General features: G+C 46.5%; 18 protein-coding genes. 12 read left to right on the top strand and 6 right to left on the bottom strand.

The features are described 5' to 3' along the window. A partial coding sequence (locus H532_RS18470; RefSeq protein WP_245566445.1) for a transposase occupies nucleotides 1-303 on the top strand: 303 nt, incomplete at its 5' end. Nucleotides 304-363: 60 nt separating this feature from the next. On the opposite strand, the gene H532_RS0109895 is transcribed toward H532_RS18470, so the two are convergent. Continuing rightward, the gene (locus tag H532_RS0109895; RefSeq protein ID WP_027725359.1) at nucleotides 364-1,236 is read right to left on the bottom strand and encodes a peptidylprolyl isomerase; all 873 of its coding nucleotides are present in this window, start codon (nucleotides 1,234-1,236) and stop codon (nucleotides 364-366) included. A 146-nt stretch (nucleotides 1,237-1,382) separates the two neighbouring features. Next, nucleotides 1,383-1,580, bottom strand: a complete 198-nt coding sequence (locus tag H532_RS19915) for a hypothetical protein (RefSeq protein ID WP_038112098.1) — start codon at nucleotides 1,578-1,580, stop codon at nucleotides 1,383-1,385. A 227-nt stretch (nucleotides 1,581-1,807) separates the two neighbouring features. On the opposite strand from H532_RS19915, the gene H532_RS18465 reads away from it, so the two are divergent. Further along, entirely contained in the window at nucleotides 1,808-2,383 is a 576-nt protein-coding gene (locus H532_RS18465; protein WP_051263251.1) for a YpmS family protein, read from the top strand. Here H532_RS18465 and H532_RS0109880 read toward each other — a convergent pair whose 3' ends face one another. Further along, complete coding sequence (locus H532_RS0109880; RefSeq protein WP_027725357.1) at nucleotides 2,384-2,926, bottom strand: DUF3267 domain-containing protein; 543 nt, start codon at nucleotides 2,924-2,926, stop codon at nucleotides 2,384-2,386. Between the two features lie 206 nt (nucleotides 2,927-3,132). Further along, nucleotides 3,133-3,480 carry a YtxH domain-containing protein gene (locus H532_RS0109875; RefSeq protein ID WP_027725356.1) on the bottom strand — a complete coding sequence of 116 codons (348 nt, stop codon included), beginning with the start codon at nucleotides 3,478-3,480 and terminating at the stop codon, nucleotides 3,133-3,135. A gap of 238 nt (nucleotides 3,481-3,718) precedes the next feature. On the opposite strand from H532_RS0109875, the gene H532_RS0109870 reads away from it, so the two are divergent. Beyond that, on the top strand, nucleotides 3,719-3,916 hold the full coding sequence (locus H532_RS0109870) for a hypothetical protein (protein ID WP_027725355.1): 198 nt from the start codon (nucleotides 3,719-3,721) through the stop codon (nucleotides 3,914-3,916). Between the two features lie 202 nt (nucleotides 3,917-4,118). Here the strand turns inward: H532_RS0109870 and H532_RS0109865 are convergent, their stop codons facing one another. Then, nucleotides 4,119-4,655, bottom strand: coding sequence for a tryptophan transporter (locus H532_RS0109865; protein WP_038112080.1), 537 nt, complete (start codon nucleotides 4,653-4,655; stop codon nucleotides 4,119-4,121). A gap of 418 nt (nucleotides 4,656-5,073) precedes the next feature. After that, on the bottom strand, nucleotides 5,074-5,502 hold the full coding sequence (locus H532_RS0109860) for an HIT family protein (RefSeq protein WP_027725353.1): 429 nt from the start codon (nucleotides 5,500-5,502) through the stop codon (nucleotides 5,074-5,076). A gap of 758 nt (nucleotides 5,503-6,260) precedes the next feature. Here H532_RS0109860 and ilvD point away from each other — a divergent pair. The 9 genes from ilvD to H532_RS0109815 all read left to right on the top strand — a co-directional run bounded on the left by ilvD (nucleotide 6,261) and on the right by H532_RS0109815 (nucleotide 17,509). Beyond that, entirely contained in the window at nucleotides 6,261-7,928 is a 1,668-nt protein-coding gene (gene ilvD, locus H532_RS0109855; RefSeq protein ID WP_027725352.1) for a dihydroxy-acid dehydratase, read from the top strand. 464 nt (nucleotides 7,929-8,392) lie between these two features. Continuing rightward, a complete protein-coding gene (gene ilvB, locus H532_RS0109850; protein ID WP_027725351.1) occupies nucleotides 8,393-10,108 on the top strand; it encodes an acetolactate synthase large subunit in 1,716 nt (571 codons plus the stop codon). After that, nucleotides 10,105-10,623, top strand: a complete 519-nt coding sequence (gene ilvN, locus H532_RS0109845; protein ID WP_027725350.1) for an acetolactate synthase small subunit — start codon at nucleotides 10,105-10,107, stop codon at nucleotides 10,621-10,623. The genes ilvB and ilvN overlap by 4 nt, the downstream gene beginning before the upstream one ends. Before the next feature lie 46 nt (nucleotides 10,624-10,669). Next, nucleotides 10,670-11,701, top strand: a complete 1,032-nt coding sequence (gene ilvC / locus H532_RS0109840) for a ketol-acid reductoisomerase (RefSeq protein WP_027725349.1) — start codon at nucleotides 10,670-10,672, stop codon at nucleotides 11,699-11,701. Continuing rightward, nucleotides 11,688-13,229, top strand: a complete 1,542-nt coding sequence (locus H532_RS0109835) for a 2-isopropylmalate synthase (protein ID WP_027725348.1) — start codon at nucleotides 11,688-11,690, stop codon at nucleotides 13,227-13,229. The genes ilvC and H532_RS0109835 overlap by 14 nt, the downstream gene beginning before the upstream one ends. Before the next feature lie 64 nt (nucleotides 13,230-13,293). Further along, entirely contained in the window at nucleotides 13,294-14,403 is a 1,110-nt protein-coding gene (gene leuB / locus H532_RS0109830) for a 3-isopropylmalate dehydrogenase (protein WP_027725347.1), read from the top strand. Nucleotides 14,404-14,429: 26 nt separating this feature from the next. After that, complete coding sequence (gene leuC / locus H532_RS0109825) at nucleotides 14,430-15,854, top strand: 3-isopropylmalate dehydratase large subunit (RefSeq protein ID WP_027725346.1); 1,425 nt, start codon at nucleotides 14,430-14,432, stop codon at nucleotides 15,852-15,854. Nucleotides 15,855-15,926: 72 nt separating this feature from the next. Beyond that, the gene (gene leuD, locus H532_RS0109820) at nucleotides 15,927-16,541 is read left to right on the top strand and encodes a 3-isopropylmalate dehydratase small subunit (RefSeq protein WP_027725345.1); all 615 of its coding nucleotides are present in this window, start codon (nucleotides 15,927-15,929) and stop codon (nucleotides 16,539-16,541) included. A 23-nt stretch (nucleotides 16,542-16,564) separates the two neighbouring features. Continuing rightward, nucleotides 16,565-17,509, top strand: coding sequence for a threonine ammonia-lyase (locus tag H532_RS0109815; protein WP_038112091.1), 945 nt, complete (start codon nucleotides 16,565-16,567; stop codon nucleotides 17,507-17,509). The last annotated feature ends 28 nt before the right edge of the window (nucleotides 17,510-17,537 follow it).

Below are 17,537 nucleotides of genomic sequence, written 5' to 3'. Positions count from 1 at the left end.
CTGAGCGGACCGAAACTGGGCCGGCCTTTAAAAGACAGTGAGGAAGACAGCGCCCAAAAACGAATAGAATACCAGGACGCCTTGGATCGGAACGCCGTCGAAGGCAAATTTGGCGAGGGCAAGCGTACATATGGGCTTGGTCTTATTCGAGCACGCCTTCGACAGACAAGTGAAACCGTCATTGCCCTGCAGTTTCTGGTTATGAACCTTGAAAAGATCCTTCGGGATACTTTTTTTTCCTTTTTTCACTTGATCATTCGTCAGGTATTTTCATGTCACAAACTGCGAGTGGTAAGCTTTTGATCAAAATGTAGGTTGTTCAGTAGTCCCTACTTAAAAAACCGGGCGTATGCCCGGTTTTTCTTACTTCGATGTGCTGGCTGAAGTTGTATTGAATAGATCTTTAAAGTCATTGTCCTTAACTTTTACATGATTGTCTTTGACGAGCTTGTCCAGAACGGTTTGTGTATCTTTCGCTTTAGATTGCAGAACAGCTTCTTTGACTTGGTCTTTAAAGTCATTCAGGCTGTCCTTTTTGGCAACTAGTTTGATGATATGGTAACCGTATTCTGATTTCACTGGTTCACTGATTTCACCGGGTTTCATGCTGAATGCTTTTTTCTCGAAGGCTTGAACCATGTCGCCTTTGTGAAACCAGCCAAGGTCGCCGCCTTTATCTTTTGTCGCGGTATCCGTCGAATAAGTTTCAGCGAGCTTAGCGAAATCTTCACCGTTTTTAAGCTTTTGTTCGACTTCGTTTGCGGTTTTCAAGTCTTTGACAAGAATGTGACTTGCCTTCACTTCCATGAGTGTATCTTTATTTTTGTTAAAGTAATCTTCCATTTCTTTGTCCGAGACTTTCACGCCATCTGTGGTCGCTTTAAAAATCAACAAATTCAAGCGAACATTATCTTTTAAATCATCCATGGTTTGTCCGTTTTGAGCCAAAACGGATTTTAATTGGTCTTGGTCGGAAATTTTATTTTGTTCCATCAGCTCTTTAATTTTATTATCGATTTCTTTATCGGTGACCTTGTATTTTTTGGACAGCAGTTGTTCATAGACCATGGTTTGTAGCACTTGGTCTCCCGCTTGGTCTTTTAACTTGTTGTAAAATTGCTCTTGTGTGATCGTTCCAGCATCGGTTTTTACAACGGGATCGTTACCGCTATTCCCGCAAGCTGTCATGCTGATTAATCCAAATCCTACCGCAATGGCGGCTGCCAATTTTTTCATGTCGACACTCCTAGCTCCGTTTAAATTTTCTTTGGACATTTGAATCAAATATAATATAACATATTTTACGATTTGGGTTGAGTTTTCAAACAAAAATTGTAAATGATTACACAATCCCAATATGTATCATCATTAGCTCTTCTCTATTAAAGCGGTTTACCGAGGCGGAGCAACAATTCAAAATAGCTGCTAATGAGCATAATCGTCACAAGGACATTGATAAGTCGTATAAAATGATGCTGATGGTCTTCGGGCATTTCTCTTTTATTGCAAAAAGCAATGGACAAGCCGTTTAACACAAAAAGAAAAAGGGCGCCGAAGATGATAAAGGCGATCGTAATCATCTCACAAACCTCCAACAAAAACACGTAATTTAAGATTAACAAAAAAGCACGTAAAATGGTAGTCTGATTCGGTAAGTGAAAAGATGATGGGGAATGTCTCTGATCTATGGAAAGGGCGCAAGTATCGTTCCGGTCAGCTTTTTGCAATTGGCTACTGCTGAGGGAAGTTTTCATAAAAAAGCGGTCTCCTTCAAAGCATAATGAGTAAGGTTAAAAGAGGTGTAAACATGAACAAGTGGAAAAAAGCCTTCTTAATATTGGTGGGGCTTGATGTGTTCATTATATTGTTGATCATTGCCCTACTTGTGATTCCGTTTCAAGAAAGTGAAAAGCTGCCAAAGAACCCGAGGCAGCTTACGTCTGAAAAACCAGTCTTTACGGTTCAAGCGGACAAGCAACAACTTGTGAAGTGGGTGAATGCGGAAATTGCCAAACACCCGTCGGGGAATTTATCTTATCAGGTGGACTTAAGCGATACGCTCGACATCAATGGTGAATTAAAAGTGTTGGGGATCAATGTACCTTTCGCGATGTCGTTTCACCCTGATGTCGACCGGCTTGGGAACATCGTTCTGAGAGAAAAAGAAATCAAATTAGGCCGATTGGCCCTCCCAGCTTCAGAAGTGCTTAAATTCATTCGCGCGGGGTCTGGGCTACCCAAGTGGATCACGGTTCTTCCTGACAAACAGGAGATTTATGTTGACATGAATCGCATTGTCATCCAAGACCGCTTCTATCTTAAGGCAAAAACCATGGACCTACCCAATAATCGCATTTTTTTCAATGTTTACCGTAAGGACTAGTTAGGCGTTTTGTTTGATGAGGATGCGTAAACTGTCACGGTCTTCTTCAATAAAAGCATGTTTCGGAGCCGAGACAAGACGGACCATGCATAGGAGGTCACAGACGCCAAGGCCGAAGTTGATGGTACCAATCACGGAATAATAAAGAATCCCCGTGGAAAATAGCACACTCAATAATGACAAAACACTGGTTACAAATATCAGCGGAAATAGCATGCCGAGGAAATAGACGCGTTTTGGTATCGCTCCACTGATTACGCAATACATTCTCGGTAAAATTCCCGTCCGTTCGATAGTCAAGCTCGCTTTGTAGCCGGTTATCCAAAAGGGGACGCCATGCAATATTTTATGAAGCGGGTAGACGACGAGCGCACAAGCAAAATAGATAAAAAAATGGAACGGTACGGTTTCTCGAGCTTCGATCAGTCCATTGCATACTAAGTTATAAACGATATAATAACCAATCATGCCTAAGAACGACAGAAGAAAGAGTCGCACGGTCCCAAAATCTTTATATAGATTAAATGAGTTCAAGCAATTCATCATCTCAATCCTTTGCTTTCAAATCGATGTTGTTAAGAATGGATTACCTGCATAACTTTACTGTGGTTTTTAAATAAAATCAACCCCAAATGGCCTTATTTTTTGTGACAATTTTTATGCCGATGATGAAACATTGGGACTGACGTGCTAATCCCTTTTTAAAATGTATAAAAAAAGGCCTCTTTGGGCCTGTTCCGGTCACTGATTTATTTTTTATCAGACGGCGGTTCGGATGGTTTCATTTCTTTCAAATGTCCGGATATGCTCTCAAGATTCGGCTTAATGTCTTCACGCCAAACCGTTATGATTTCTTGGATGTCACGGACGGTTTGTTTCAATGCAGGTAGACTTTTTCTGCCGAATTCTCCAACGCTTTCTTTAAGTGTTTCTGTTGCCACTTTGACTTCTGTCATGCTAAATTCGGCATCATTCCATTTTTCTTTCAATTCTTTCCGCCATTCTTTACCCGATTTCGGTGTGCTTAATAATACCGCTACGCTGGAAATCACTCCGGCAGTCAGAAAGCCGCATAGAAAGGAGGTTGCTTTTCCCATTTCCGTCACCTCGCAAATTTTTGCCTATTTATAAACGTTTCCCAAGACATTCGTGGTTATGTACAGATTCTAAATCTTCATGTTTATAGTATAACACGCATAATTTTAATATAAAGGGTCGTGAAGGGAACGGTTTTTGAACATTGCCCGGGGGGTTGTAAACATATCATCAAAGATGCCTTCCACGATATCGTGTAGGGATCGGTTTTCAACATTTCCCGGGGAGGGGCGTGGGGGAATGCGCGGACTTTTCCTTTTTCTTTTATTCGCTATCGGCTTGGGGCTGATTGGCCGAACGCTCTTAGAAATCCAAAACCAGAAGCGTTATGCTTTTAAAAATATCACGATTTTAAAACGGCAGCGTATGACCATGGTCCTCGGCCTCATTGGGGTCATCATTTTGATGATGGCGCTCACGACATGGTTCCTTAAATAATCAAACAAGACGCAGGGGATATCCTTTCTGTTAGGTGAAGGAGAAACCCTTGGTGTAATGATGCTGGTTTATACTATCTTTCCATTTAAAAAACCGCGGAAGGTCCGCGGCTTTATTTTTATACCGTTATGATGATTTTCTGGCCAGTATAATAGAACGAAGGCTCTGCCTTTTGCAAATGATTGGCAGAGCCCAATTATCTTTATCCAACTTTTTTTACGGTATTTCGGTTAGAAATGCTGTTTTTCATGATTTGTTGGGCGATTGGGAATACCACTGCCATCAGAACGGTGTTAATCGCTGCCGTTGGTAAAACGATCGCTAAAAATAATCCGAGGAAGCTTGTTCCCGGCGGCAAAGAGATAATAAGCGCTAGTGATGTTAGAAATACCGTGCCGCTTAAAACGGTGCCAAGCGCCGTTAAAACAAGGGCGTTGACATATTTCGGAATGACATTGCGGATCAGTGAAAAGATCCCAAAGATCACCGAAGCGGTAATGAGTTTATCAATGACGTTCGGTAAAAACCCGCCAGGTATCGTCGTCGTCAGCCCGGAAAGGAGCCCGGCCACGAGACCGATGACGAGAAAGTTCTTACGATCACTCAACAGGAAGATCGCAAGGAACATCATCGATAACAAAAGGTCTGGCTTCATTGGAAAACTCGGAACAACGGCATGTAAGACTGTCCCAATGGCCATAAATAAAGCGATTAAAATCAACTTCAAAACTTGACTCATTCTCATCTCTCCTCTTCTCAAGACAACGATATCCTTCGATAATGCGCTCATGCTTATCGCAAAAACATCGCCGCCTGTTTGCCGATATTTATTCGTTCGGCATTTGATCTTATTATATCAAAGTCGCACCCTGAATGGAACGCACAAGTTAAATTTCCGCCTTTGGAGATAAAAAACTTCATGCGCGATGATGGTGGACATTGCACCAAAAGGACCATGAATAAAAAGTGAAAAAAGGCCATCCGTACCATATGGCAAAGTTGGACAATGCTCCAAAAGGACCATGGATAAAAGGTGTATGCCTCTCTTTAATATGGCGTGACGTTTAAGGAGACTGGTGGAAAAACGTCATGCCATCTGACGAATGCTTTCTTCGTAGGTTTTTGGTAAAAACTTCGCCTGCTCGACTTCTGTTGCATCAAAGTTTTTCGGCAATTTCAGAAGCAATGGTTTGGAGATCATCGAAGGTATAGTCGTCGTTATGCGGCTTCCAAACTAAGCCGAAGCCATCACCTTTCCCGTACCGCGGCAAAATGTGGATATGGTAATGAAAGACCGTTTGCATGGCGGCTTCCCCGTTATTATTTAACAAGTTTAGGCCGATCGGTTGATATGCTTCGCGGACGGCATTAGCGATCTTCGGAACGGCAGAAAAAAGCTTTCCAGCAACATCCTCCGGCAATTCAAAAACGTTCGCATAATGCTCTTTTGGAATGACAAGCGTGTGCCCTTTTGTTACTTGGCTGATGTCAAGAAACGCATAGACGTTTTCATCCTCGTAAACTTTGGCAGAAGGGATCTCCCCGTTGATGATTTTACAAAAAATGCAATTTGGATCATGCGACATGACCATTCCTCCCTACGTCTTTTATCTACTGGTAAGAAATAGGTTGTTTTTCAGGCGAGTATTAGGGTAACTATGGCTCCGACTAAAGACTTGCACCGGTTTTTGACCAGACCTGCATAAGGTCAACTTAGGCACTTTCTTCCTCTAGCAGAGCCAAGTTTCCTTTAGCAAAGCCGAGTTTTCTTTAAATTTTACCAATGCCCATCGACCATGACAACCCAAAAACGCGATCTATAAAGAAGAACCGGGAAATCATCACATAAAGTCCTATCGCCCCTATCTGTGAAGAGTCTAAGGACGAGCGGTTTAAGCCATCACACTAAAAAATAACTGACTAGGAGAAGTATGTATATAAATGAAATTTATAAAAATAATTCTACAGAAACGATAAACTGACAAAAAAGAGTCAGGTGGTTTCCAGGAATTTATAGTGGTGCTAAAAACACGAATTTTTCGTAAGCGTTTTCAAAAAATTTTTAAAAAAATATTGTTTTGCAAAAAATGCTGATGGAACAAGGATGAAAGCGATTTCAATTTTATTAGATAAATCAAAATTGCTGATATTTTATGAAAAAGGGTATTGACCTTCCGCGGCATCGGCGTTATGATGTCCACAACAAAATTGATTTGAGAAATAGCCGAAACAAAAGTTTAAAGGCGACCATGGTCAGTATGGTTGTGGAAGTTCTTTACACTTTTTTCTTTTCACGCGACTCTTTACTGCTTTTAAGGGTGAAAGGAAGCGAGGAGGTGGCCCCATGCGCAGCGATACGATTAAGAAGGGGGTCGATCGCGCCCCCCATCGCAGTCTGCTACACGCTGCTGGAGTAAAAACAAAGGACATGAACAAACCTTTCATTGGCATTTGTAATTCTTATGTTGATATTGTTCCAGGGCATAAACATTTAAGGGAATTTGCCGATGTTGTGAAAGAAGCGATTTGGGAAGCGGGCGGCGTACCGTTTGAATTTAATACGATTGGCGTCGACGACGGCATCGCCATGGGGCATATTGGCATGCGCTATTCGCTGCCGAGCCGGGAATTAATTGCCGATTCTGCAGAAACAATGATTCAGGCCCATTGGTTTGACGGCGTTTTTTATATACCCAACTGTGACAAAATCACGCCTGGTATGCTTCTTGCGGCAGCACGCACGAATGTCCCCGCCGTTTTCGTGTCGGGTGGGCCAATGGAGGCCGGACGTTCAAAGACGGGAAAACCATTATCCCTCGTCTCGGTTTTTGAAGGGGTCGGGGCGCACCAGGCTGGAAAAATAAATGTCGCCGAATTAGAAGAACTTGAAACCGCCGCTTGCCCAACGTGCGGGTCATGTTCGGGGATGTTTACCGCTAATTCCATGAATTCAATGTTGGAAATGCTTGGCTTGGCGCTTCCGGGAAATGGCACCATTGTTGCAACATCTACCGAGCGCCATCGGCTAATTCGCGAAGCCGCCCATTACCTGATGCACCTTATCGAAGAAGATATCCGTCCGTGCGACATCATTACCGAAGAAGCGATCGATGACTGTTTGGCATTGGATATGGCGATGGGAGGCTCGACCAACACCATTTTGCATACGTTAGCTTTAGCCCATGAGGCGGGTATCGACTACGATTTACGGCGGGTCAATCAAATTGCCGAAAAGGTTCCTTACTTGGCAAAAATCAGCCCGGCTTCGGATTACTCGATGCATGATGTGCATTTAGCCGGCGGTGTCAGTGCCATCATCCGTGAGCTCTGCAAAATAGACGGGTTAATTCATAAAGAACGAATTACGATCACCGGACGATCGCTCTATGAAAATGTAAAAGATGCCAAGATTGTGGATGAAAATGTCATCCGTCCGCTTGATAAAGCTTACAGTCCAACCGGCGGATTATCGATTTTATACGGGAACCTCGCTCCCGATGGCGCAGTCATTAAGGTTGGCGCTGTTGATCCAAGTGTCAAAACTTTTATCGGTGAAGCGATCATTTTTAACTCACAAGAGGAAGCACAGAAAGGGATCGAGGATGGCACGGTAAGAGAAGGGCATGTCGTCGTCATTCGTTATGAAGGGCCAAAAGGTGGTCCGGGAATGCCGGAGATGCTTGCCCCAACCTCATCCATCGTTGGCAGAGGTTTAGGAAAAGATGTAGCGCTCATCACTGACGGACGTTTTTCTGGAGCGACGCGGGGCATTTGCGTCGGGCATATTTCACCGGAAGCGGCTGAAGGCGGGCCGATTGCTTTGCTTGAGGATGGCGATCAGATAATGATTGACTTGCCTAACCGGACGATTAACGTGCTCGTTGACGAAGAAGAACTTGCGGCGCGAAGGAAGCGCTGGCAGGCTCCAGAGCCGAAAATCAAGCACGGATGGCTTGCCCGCTATGCGAAGTTAGTGACGAGCGCCAATACGGGCGGGGTGTTAAAAATCTAGAAGCTGAGAGCGATGAATGACGCTTGAAGAGATAAACATCTAAAAACGCGCAAAAAACGTCGGTTTTAAAGCAAATATTGCGAAAGCGTTGAAGGGGATAACGAAGGCAGGCTTAAGACATTGACAGAGAGCTGCTGGTTGGTGGAAAGCGGTAATGTCACCTGTTATTCTCTCACCCCGGAGTGTTTCTCTGAAAAATGATTGAGTAGGAGAAATCGGGTTAACTGGTTACCCGTTATCCAAACCTGACTTGTGGTCGACCGAGTAGCCCGATTGTTTTATAAAGCGAGATAGGTGGCAAATCGGCTCACAAGTCACTGAGGCGGCGTTCGTGAGGGCGTCCGTGAAAAAGGGTGGTACCGTGGAAAGGCTTTTTCACCCCTTTATCCCATCGCATTCAGGCTGGGGTACGGGAGTGGAAAGGCCTTTTATCATTTTTCAATTTGAAACAGGAGGGACAAAAAGTGGAATTAAAGGCGGAGACAACGGTTCAAAGGCATTCGGAAGCGGAAACGGGAGCCGATCTTTTCATTCGTGCGCTCGTTGATGAAGGCGTTGAAATGATTTTCGGGTATCCTGGCGGTGCCGTGTTGCCGATTTATGATGCGATTTACAAGGCCTCTATTAACCATGTGTTAACACGGCATGAACAGGGGGCGGTTCATGCGGCGGAAGGGTATGCCAGGGTGAGCGGAAAACCAGGTGTCGTGCTCGCTACTTCGGGACCGGGGGCAACCAACCTCGTCACAGGCATTGCTGATGCGATGATGGACTCCATCCCCTTGGTTGTATTTACCGGACAAGTGGCCACACATGTGATTGGAACCGATGCGTTCCAAGAGACCGACGTGATGGGCATTACCACGCCGATTACGAAATATAACTACCAAGTTCGCCGTGTTGAGGAACTGCCGCGAGTGGTGAAGGAGGCATTCTATATCGCTAGAACCGGAAGGCCAGGACCGGTTGTGATCGATATTCCGAAAGATATTTCTTCGGAATCGGCGGTTGTCAAAGAAAAGCGCGAGATGATTTTACCGGGGTATACACCGGTTGCGGCACCAAATGTCTTATATCTGCAAAAACTGACGGAGGAAATCAGAAATTCCAAAAAACCGGTCATTCTTGTTGGAGCGGGAGTCATTCACGCGGGAGCCTCTCAAGCGCTATTAAGCTTTGTTGAAAAGAGAAACATACCGGTCGTGAGTACGCTGCTCGGATTGGGCGCCTTTCCTGGAGCGCACCCTCTCTTCTTCGGTATGGCTGGCATGCATGGGACTTATGCCGCCAATATGGCGCTTTACGATTGTGATCTGCTCATCAATATCGGCGCCCGCTTTGATGATCGGCTGACGGGAAATTTAAGCTATTTTGCCAAAAAGGCCGTTATCGCCCATATCGACATCGATCCAGCGGAAATCGGCAAAAACGTGCCGACTCACATCCCAATCGTTGCCGATGCGCGAGAAGCGCTTGAGAAATTGAATGAAATGGATCCGCCTATACAGCAAGCGGAGACATGGCTGAAACAACTTGAGGGGTATCGAAACGAATTCCCGCTTTGGTATCGATCCGGAAAAAACGCCCTAGCACCTGAGAGAGTCGTGGAATTAGTGTATGAACAAACCCGAGGGGAAGCCGTAGTGACGACGGATGTCGGTCAGCATCAAATGTGGGCGGCTCAATATTTTACTTTTAACCAGCCGCGCCGCTGGGTGACTTCAGGGGGGCTTGGCACAATGGGGTACGGGTTACCCGCTGCCATTGGCGCTCAGCTTGCTGCCCCCGATGAAACCGTGATAGCCATTATTGGTGATGGCGGGTTTCAGATGACCTTGCAGGAATTATCCGTCCTTCAAGAGCTTCGCCTTCCGGTGAAAATCATTATCATCAATAATCAGGCGCTCGGAATGGTCCGTCAGTGGCAGGAAGCTTTTTATGGCAGTCGCTATGCCCATTCACTTATTCCCGTACAGCCCGATTTTGTAAAACTGGCAGAAAGCTATGACATCCAAGCCTTCCGAGTCGAGAACGAAGCGGAACTCCGACATGTTCTGAAAACGACTTTACCCAATAAGGAACCCGTGTTAATTGATTGCCGGGTCGATGGGAGAGAAAACGTTTATCCGATGGTCGCTCCCGGCAAAGGCCTTCATGAAATGACAGGAGTGAAACCATGAAGCGAATCATCACAGTTGTTGTCCAAAATCGAAGTGGTGTGTTAAATCGCGTGACCGGATTGTTTTCCAAAAGGCAATGGAATATTGAGAGCCTTTCAGTCGGTCCGGCAGAAAAACCGGGATGCTCAAAAATGACGATCGTTGTTGAGATCGATGATGACATCCATTTGGATCCTTTCATTAAACAGCTGAATAAGCAAATTGATTGTCTCTCGGTTTCCGATTTGACCGATCAAGCGATCGTTGCGAGGGAATTAGTGTTAATAAAGGTATTATGCCACCCGCAAATTTTGGGCGAAATTCGCGCGATTGTTGAGCCTTTTCGAGCTTCCATCATCGATGTGAGCGCGACAAGCGTCACGATCGAGGTCACAGGGGATGCCGATAAAAATGACGCCATCATCGAGATGCTAAAACCGTACGGCATCAAAGAATTGGCACGCACAGGCATCACCGCTTTACCGAGGGGAAGACAACGCTCGGTGACAGAGATAAAACCGCGCTCCGTTATTTAGGGGCGGTTTTAAATAAAAATTTTTGATAAAAGGGAGAGTGGAAACTTTGACAAAAGTGTACTATGACGGAGACATTCAAGGAGATGTGCTTAAAGGCAAACGAGTAGCGGTCATTGGATATGGCTCACAAGGCCATGCCCATGCGCAAAATTTGCGCGACAGCGGTTGTGAGGTTGTCATCGGCTTACGGAAAGGGAAATCCTTTCAACGGGCGGAGGCCGATGGGTTTTCGGTGTTTTCAGTTTCTGAAGCAAGCGAACAAGCGGATGTGATCGTTTTATTGGCACCGGATGAGCGGCAAACACAAATCTATGAGACATCTATTGAACCTGTTCTGCGCCCGGGTCAAGCCCTTGTCTTTGCACATGGATTCAATATTCATTTCAATCAAATTGTCCCTCCGGAACACGTTGATGTGTTCATGGTAGCACCTAAAGCTCCCGGACATTTGTTGAGGCGCATTTATAAGGAAGGGGCAGGCGTCCCATCCCTGGTGGCCGTTCACCAAGATGCAAGCGGCGAAGCGAAGGCTTTGGCTCTTGCCTACGCTAAAGCCATTGGCTCAGGGCGAGCCGGCATTTTAGAGACAACGTTTAAAGAAGAAACCGAAACCGATCTGTTCGGCGAACAAGCGGTGTTGTGCGGTGGACTCACATCGCTTATTAAGGCGGGGTTTGAAACACTTACAGAGGCCGGGTATCAGCCAGAAGTTGCCTATTTTGAGTGTCTTCACGAGATGAAACTGATCGTTGATTTGTTATATGAAGATGGCTTGGCCGGCATGCGCTATTCCGTCTCGGATACCGCGCAGTGGGGAGATTTTGTGTCCGGACCGCGCATCATCAATGAAGACACGAAAACGAGAATGCGCGATGTTCTAAAAGATATTCAAAGCGGAAAATTTGCCAAAGAATGGCTTTTAGAAAATCAAGTGAATCGTCCGCAGTTTAATGCCATCAATGAACGTGAAAAAAATCATCCGATCGAAGTCGTTGGGCGAAAGTTACGGGCGCTTATGCCGTTTGTGCAAAAACATATTCAAGAAGAGAGGGAAGTGGTCACCGGTGCGAAACATTGAGATTTTTGACACCACTTTGCGCGACGGCGAACAAACTCCAGGTGTTAATTTGAATATTCAAGAGAAAATTGAAATCGCCAAACAATTGGAACGCCTTGGCATCGATGTCATTGAGGCGGGATTTCCGGCGACCTCTAAAGGGGATTTGGAAGCGGTCAAACAAATTGCCAAAACGGTGAAACATTCATCTGTAACAGGTCTATCGCGGGCGCATCGTTCGGACATTGATGCGGCGTGGGAAGCGCTTAGGGTAAGCAGAGAACCGCGCCTACACCTTGTCATCGCCACATCGCCAATTCACATGACTTATAAACTAAGAAAGACGCCGGACCAAGTGCTTGAGACGGCTGTAGCATCGGTGCGTTATGCCAAAAAGTTTTTTCCGAAAGTGCAATTTTCTGCAGAAGATGCGAGCCGCTCCGACTGGGCGTTTTTAGCAAAGGTTATTGAAGCGGTTATCGCGAGTGGCGCCGATGTGGTCAATCTCCCTGATACGGTGGGATATGCGACACCATTGGAGTATGGTCGGCTCTTTCAATACATGTTGGAATATGTTCCAAACATCCATAAAGCTAAATTATCCGCTCACTGTCACGATGACCTGGGGATGGCGGTAGCCAATACGCTTTCGGCCATCGAAGCTGGGGCACAGCAAGTGGAAGGAACGATCAATGGTATCGGTGAGCGAGCGGGCAATGCTTCGTTAGAGGAAATCGCGGTCGCCTTGAAAATCCGGCAAGATTTTTATCAAGCGGAAACACGGTTGAACCTCAAGGAAATCAAAAGGTCCAGTGACTTGATCAGTAAATTGACGGGGCTTTCGGTTCAAGCAAATAAAGCGGTTGTCGGTAAAAATGCCTTCGCCCATGAGTCAGGGATACATCAAGATGGTGTGCTGAAAGAAAAATCAACCTATGAAATTATCACGCCGGAGATGGTTGGCGTTTCAACATCTAGCATCGTGCTTGGCAAGCATTCCGGACGTCATGCTTTTAAAACAAAGGTGGAAGCGATGGGCTTCGAATTGGATGAAGCGGCGTTAAATGAAGCCTTCCGCGCCTTCAAGGCCTTAACAGACCGCAAGAAAAATGTGACGGATGATGATATTTTCACGATTTTGACCGATCGCCAAACGGCTTCTCCGGATGTCAAGAAATATGAACTCGTGTCCGTCCAGGTTCAATATGGTACCAACCACACACCAACGGCGACTGTAGCGCTGATAAGTCCCGACGGTCAACGATTGGAAGATGCGGCAACAGGGGCAGGAAGTGTGGAGGCCATCTACAATACGTTGGGGCGGATGATTGGTGGGGACGTCTATCTTGAAGACTATCAACTAAAATCCATCGGGGCCGGCCGTGATGCCCTAGCGGAAGCTTTTGTGCGCATTAAGCGGGATGATGTGACATCCGGCGGCCGGGCGACCAACCAGGATGTTCTGGAAGCGAGCGCAAGGGCATTCCTAGATGCGGTCAATCGGACTTTGGGGAGAGAACGCGTCGATCAGGAGCAAATCCAAATTTAGCCAACATTGTTGATTGACTTTGGTTCTCACTTCATACCAATCGCCTGGAACGGAGGGGTTTCGCATGAAAAAGAAAATCGCTGTCCTTGAAGGTGACGGCATCGGTAAAGAAGTCATGGCTGGAGCACTTGATGTCTTACGCGTCATCGAGAAACGGTTTCATCACCATTTTGAATTTGTGGAAGGGAAAATCGGCGGTTCTGCCATTGACAGTTACGGTGTCCCCCTTCCCGAGGAAACGCTTCGTATTTGCCGTGAAGCCGATGCGATTTTACTTGGGGCGGTTGGAGGGCCGAAATGGGAGGGTGGCCCAAGCCATCTCCGCCCGGAAAAAGGATTGCTCGGGCTGAGAAAGGAAATGGGTTTTTTTGCGAATTTCCGCCCTGTAAAAGCGGTACAATCATTGATCAGTGCCTCGCCATTAAAGCGGGAAGTAGTTGAAAACATCGATTTCGTGTTGGTCAGGGAATTAACGGGCGGCATCTATTTCGGAAAGCCAAGCGGTCGATTTGGCGAAACCGAACCACAAGTCGTTGATACGCTCCGCTATTCGAAGCACGAAATGGTGCGAGTGATTGAAAAAGCCTTTCAGTTGGCGCGCACCCGGCGAAAGAAACTCACCTCTGTCGATAAAGCCAATGTGTTAGAGTCCAGCAAATTGTGGCGGGAAGTCGTTGAGGAGACGGCCAGCCGTTATGCTGACGTTGAAGTGGAGCATTTGCTCGTCGATGCGGCAGCGATGAAGTTGATTCAAACACCGCGTGCCTTCGATGTCATTGTGACGGAAAATCTGTTTGGCGATATATTGAGCGATGAAGCTAGTATGCTGACCGGATCTTTAGGAATGATGCCATCGGCGAGTTTGCGAGAGGACAACGTCGGCCTTTACGAACCCATCCATGGTTCTGCCCCTGATATCGCTGGAACCGGAAAAGCCAATCCGCTGGCCATGATTTTATCGGCAGCGATGATGCTGAGATACTCGTTCCATATGGTTGAGGAAGCCGATGCCATCGAGCTGGCCGTTTATGAGACGCTTGAAGCGGGTTACCATACGCCTGATTTGGCTGTGTCCGGCGGAGTGATCGTCAACACGAAGACCATGATTCGCAAAATCCTTGACCATTTGAGTGAGGATGAAGTGATCGCTGGCATCATGGCAACATTTCAATAAAGATGCATGGTTTTAGGAGGAAGATGATGGAACCAAAAACGATTATTGATAAAATTTGGGAACGTCATGTCGTTCATCGCGAACCAGGTAAACCCGATTTGCTCTACATTGATTTGCATCTTGTTCATGAAGTCACATCTCCGCAGGCTTTTGAAGGGTTACGGCTTTCCGGACGACGGGTTCGGCGTCCTGATTTGACTTATGCGACGGTGGACCATAATGTGCCGACGCGAAACCGCCATGTCATTCACGATGAAATTGCCAAAAAGCAAATGTTGACCCTTGCAGAAAATTGTCGGGAATATGGCATTCCGCTTGCGGATATCCATCATCCTGACCAAGGCATTGTCCATGTCATCGGACCGGAACTCGGTTTAACCCAGCCGGGAAAAACCATTGTTTGCGGAGATAGCCACACGTCTACTCATGGTGCTTTCGGTGCTCTCGCTTTTGGCATTGGAACGAGCGAGGTGGAACATGTTCTGGCTACGCAAACTTTATGGCAATCGAAACCGAAAACCATGCAAGTAAAGATTAACGGGCGCATCAGACCTGGAGTGAGTGCAAAAGACATCATTCTCGCCTTTATTGCTCGATTTGGGGTTAAAACAGGCACGGGTTTCATTTTCGAATATACCGGTGAAGCGATCCGCAATCTGTCAATGGAAGAACGCATGACGGTTTGCAACATGTCCATTGAAGCAGGGGCACGGGCCGGAATGATCAGCCCCGATCAAAAAACGATCGAGTATTTGGAAGGGAAAAAATATGTCCCAAAGGGAGAGACTTTTTCCCGAGCAGCTGAGGCGTGGCTCAAATTGAAAACTGATGATGGGGCGGTCTATGATCGAACGATTGAAATGGATGCTTCGACCATTGAGCCCCAGGTCACATGGGGGACGAATCCATCCATGTGTGTGCCGATATCGGGGCGGGTGCCTTCACCGGATGATTTTGCTAAACCATCCGAGCGAAAAGCTGCAGAAAAAGCTTTGGAGTACATGGGATTGAAGCCGGGCACACCGATAGAAGAGATCGCCATTGACCATGTGTTCATCGGCTCCTGTACGAATTCGCGTCTCAGCGATTTGCGGATTGCTGCTGAAATTGTCAAAGGTCGCAAAGTCCATGAAAAGGTCAAAGCCATCGTCGTCCCCGGCTCACACTCGGTGAAAAAAGCGGCAGAAAGAGAGGGGTTGGACCGCATATTCAAAGAGGCCGGGTTTGAATGGCGCGAACCTGGATGCAGCATGTGCTTGGCCATGAATGATGATGTTTTGCAACCAGGTGAACGGGCAGCGTCGACATCCAATCGGAATTTTGAGGGACGCCAAGGTGCCGGTTCAAGGACGCACCTCGTCAGCCCCGCAATGGCGGCAGCTGCGGCGATTGCCGGGCATTTCATCCCCGTCCACCGCTTGAACCAAGAAGAAACCATTACGATTTCATGATGGTAAAGGTGTATCTAAATACAACCTTTCGTGTCAGAAGTTTTAGAAAATAATTCTGTTGGGGGGATGGTTATGGAACCGATTCGTGTGCATGAAGGCAAAGTTTGTCCGCTGAATCGGGCCAACGTGGATACCGATCAAATCGTGCCCAAACAGTTTTTGAAACGCATTGAGCGCCAAGGCTTCGGTCAGTTTCTCTTTTATCATTGGCGGTATGATCATAAAGGAAATGAGCGGTCGGATTTTGTTTTAAACAATCCGATATATAAAGGGGCATCGATCCTTGTCAGCGGAGACAATTTCGGCTGCGGCTCTTCAAGAGAGCATGCACCCTGGGCGCTCCTTGATTTTGGCTTTAAAGTGATCATCGCTCCGAGTTTTGCCGATATTTTTTATAATAATTGTTTACAAAACGGTATTTTGCCGATTGTTCTTTCAGAGGAGGAAACCGCTTTTCTGATGGAAAAAGCAGAGGTGGGTTCCCTCAAAGTTAGGGTGGACTTACCCGAACAAACCGTTCATTGCGAGGCATTCCATTTTACCGCTCGCTTTGACATAGACCCGTATCGAAAACAATGCTTACTAAATGGCTGGGACGAAATCGCTCTGACATTGCAATTGGAAGATAAAATTCGCGCTTTTGAAGAAAAGTGGAAAGAAGAGGGTGAAAACATGGGAATTGCTTGACACTACAAGATGTAATAACCGCGATGGAGCGCTTATATTCCATCGTTCATCGCACGCCGCTGAAACGGTCGAAAACCATCGATCGCTTAACGGGGAAAACCGTTTATTTGAAAATGGAGAACGCACAAAAGACTGGTTCTTTTAAAATTCGCGGCGCAACGAACAAAATTTTTTCGCTTACGGATCGTGAGGCTAGCCAAGGAGTCGTGGCCGCTTCGGCTGGCAATCACGCACAAGGCGTTGCTTTAAGCGGTACGATGAGGGGACTCTCTGCAAAAATTTATATGCCTGTTTCAGCACCTAAGGCAAAGGTACAGGCAACGGAAAGCTATGGGGCAAAAGTTGTTTTGATCGGTGAAACTTATCAGGAAGCCTATAATGCAGCATTATCCGCTAACGGCACCTTCGTACATGCGTTTGATGATCCGCATGTTATAGCAGGCCAAGGGACGGTCGCCTTTGAAATGTTGCAGCAATGCCCGGAACTGGATACCATCATCGTTCCGGTCGGCGGAGGTGGACTTCTTGCGGGCACGGCCGTTGCCGTCAAGGAGACGCATCCTGAAATAAAACTAATCGGGGTTCAAGCAGAAGGAGCGCAAGCCACTTACAAGCGCTTTTACGGAGCGCCCGATGAGCGCTTGCCCTTTGTGCAGTCTATTGCCGATGGTCTTCTGGTAAAGGAAACGGGGCGCCTCACATTTCCTATAATTGAGCGTTACGTTGATCAGATGATCACCGTCAGTGACCGGGATATTGCCTGCGCCATTCTTTTGATGCTCGAGCGTGAGAAAATGCTCGTGGAAGGGGCGGGGGCTAGCGCTTTAGCAGCACTTCTTGCGAAACCTCATTTGATTGGAGGTAATAAGATTGGTGTCATGATTACTGGCGGCAATGTCGATGCCAGCCGCATTCCGCAATTCCTTGACTTGGCCCAATCGCCAAAGTCTTCATCACTTATGATATAACCAACTGGAGCCGGATGTTCGGATGGCA

It is taken from the genome of Tuberibacillus calidus DSM 17572 (assembly GCF_000430685.1).
In the GTDB taxonomy this organism is placed as follows: Bacteria; Bacillota; Bacilli; order Bacillales; family Sporolactobacillaceae; genus Tuberibacillus; species Tuberibacillus calidus.
Note: the sequence above shows the minus strand (reverse complement) of the source record. Positions and strands in the feature narration are given on the sequence as shown.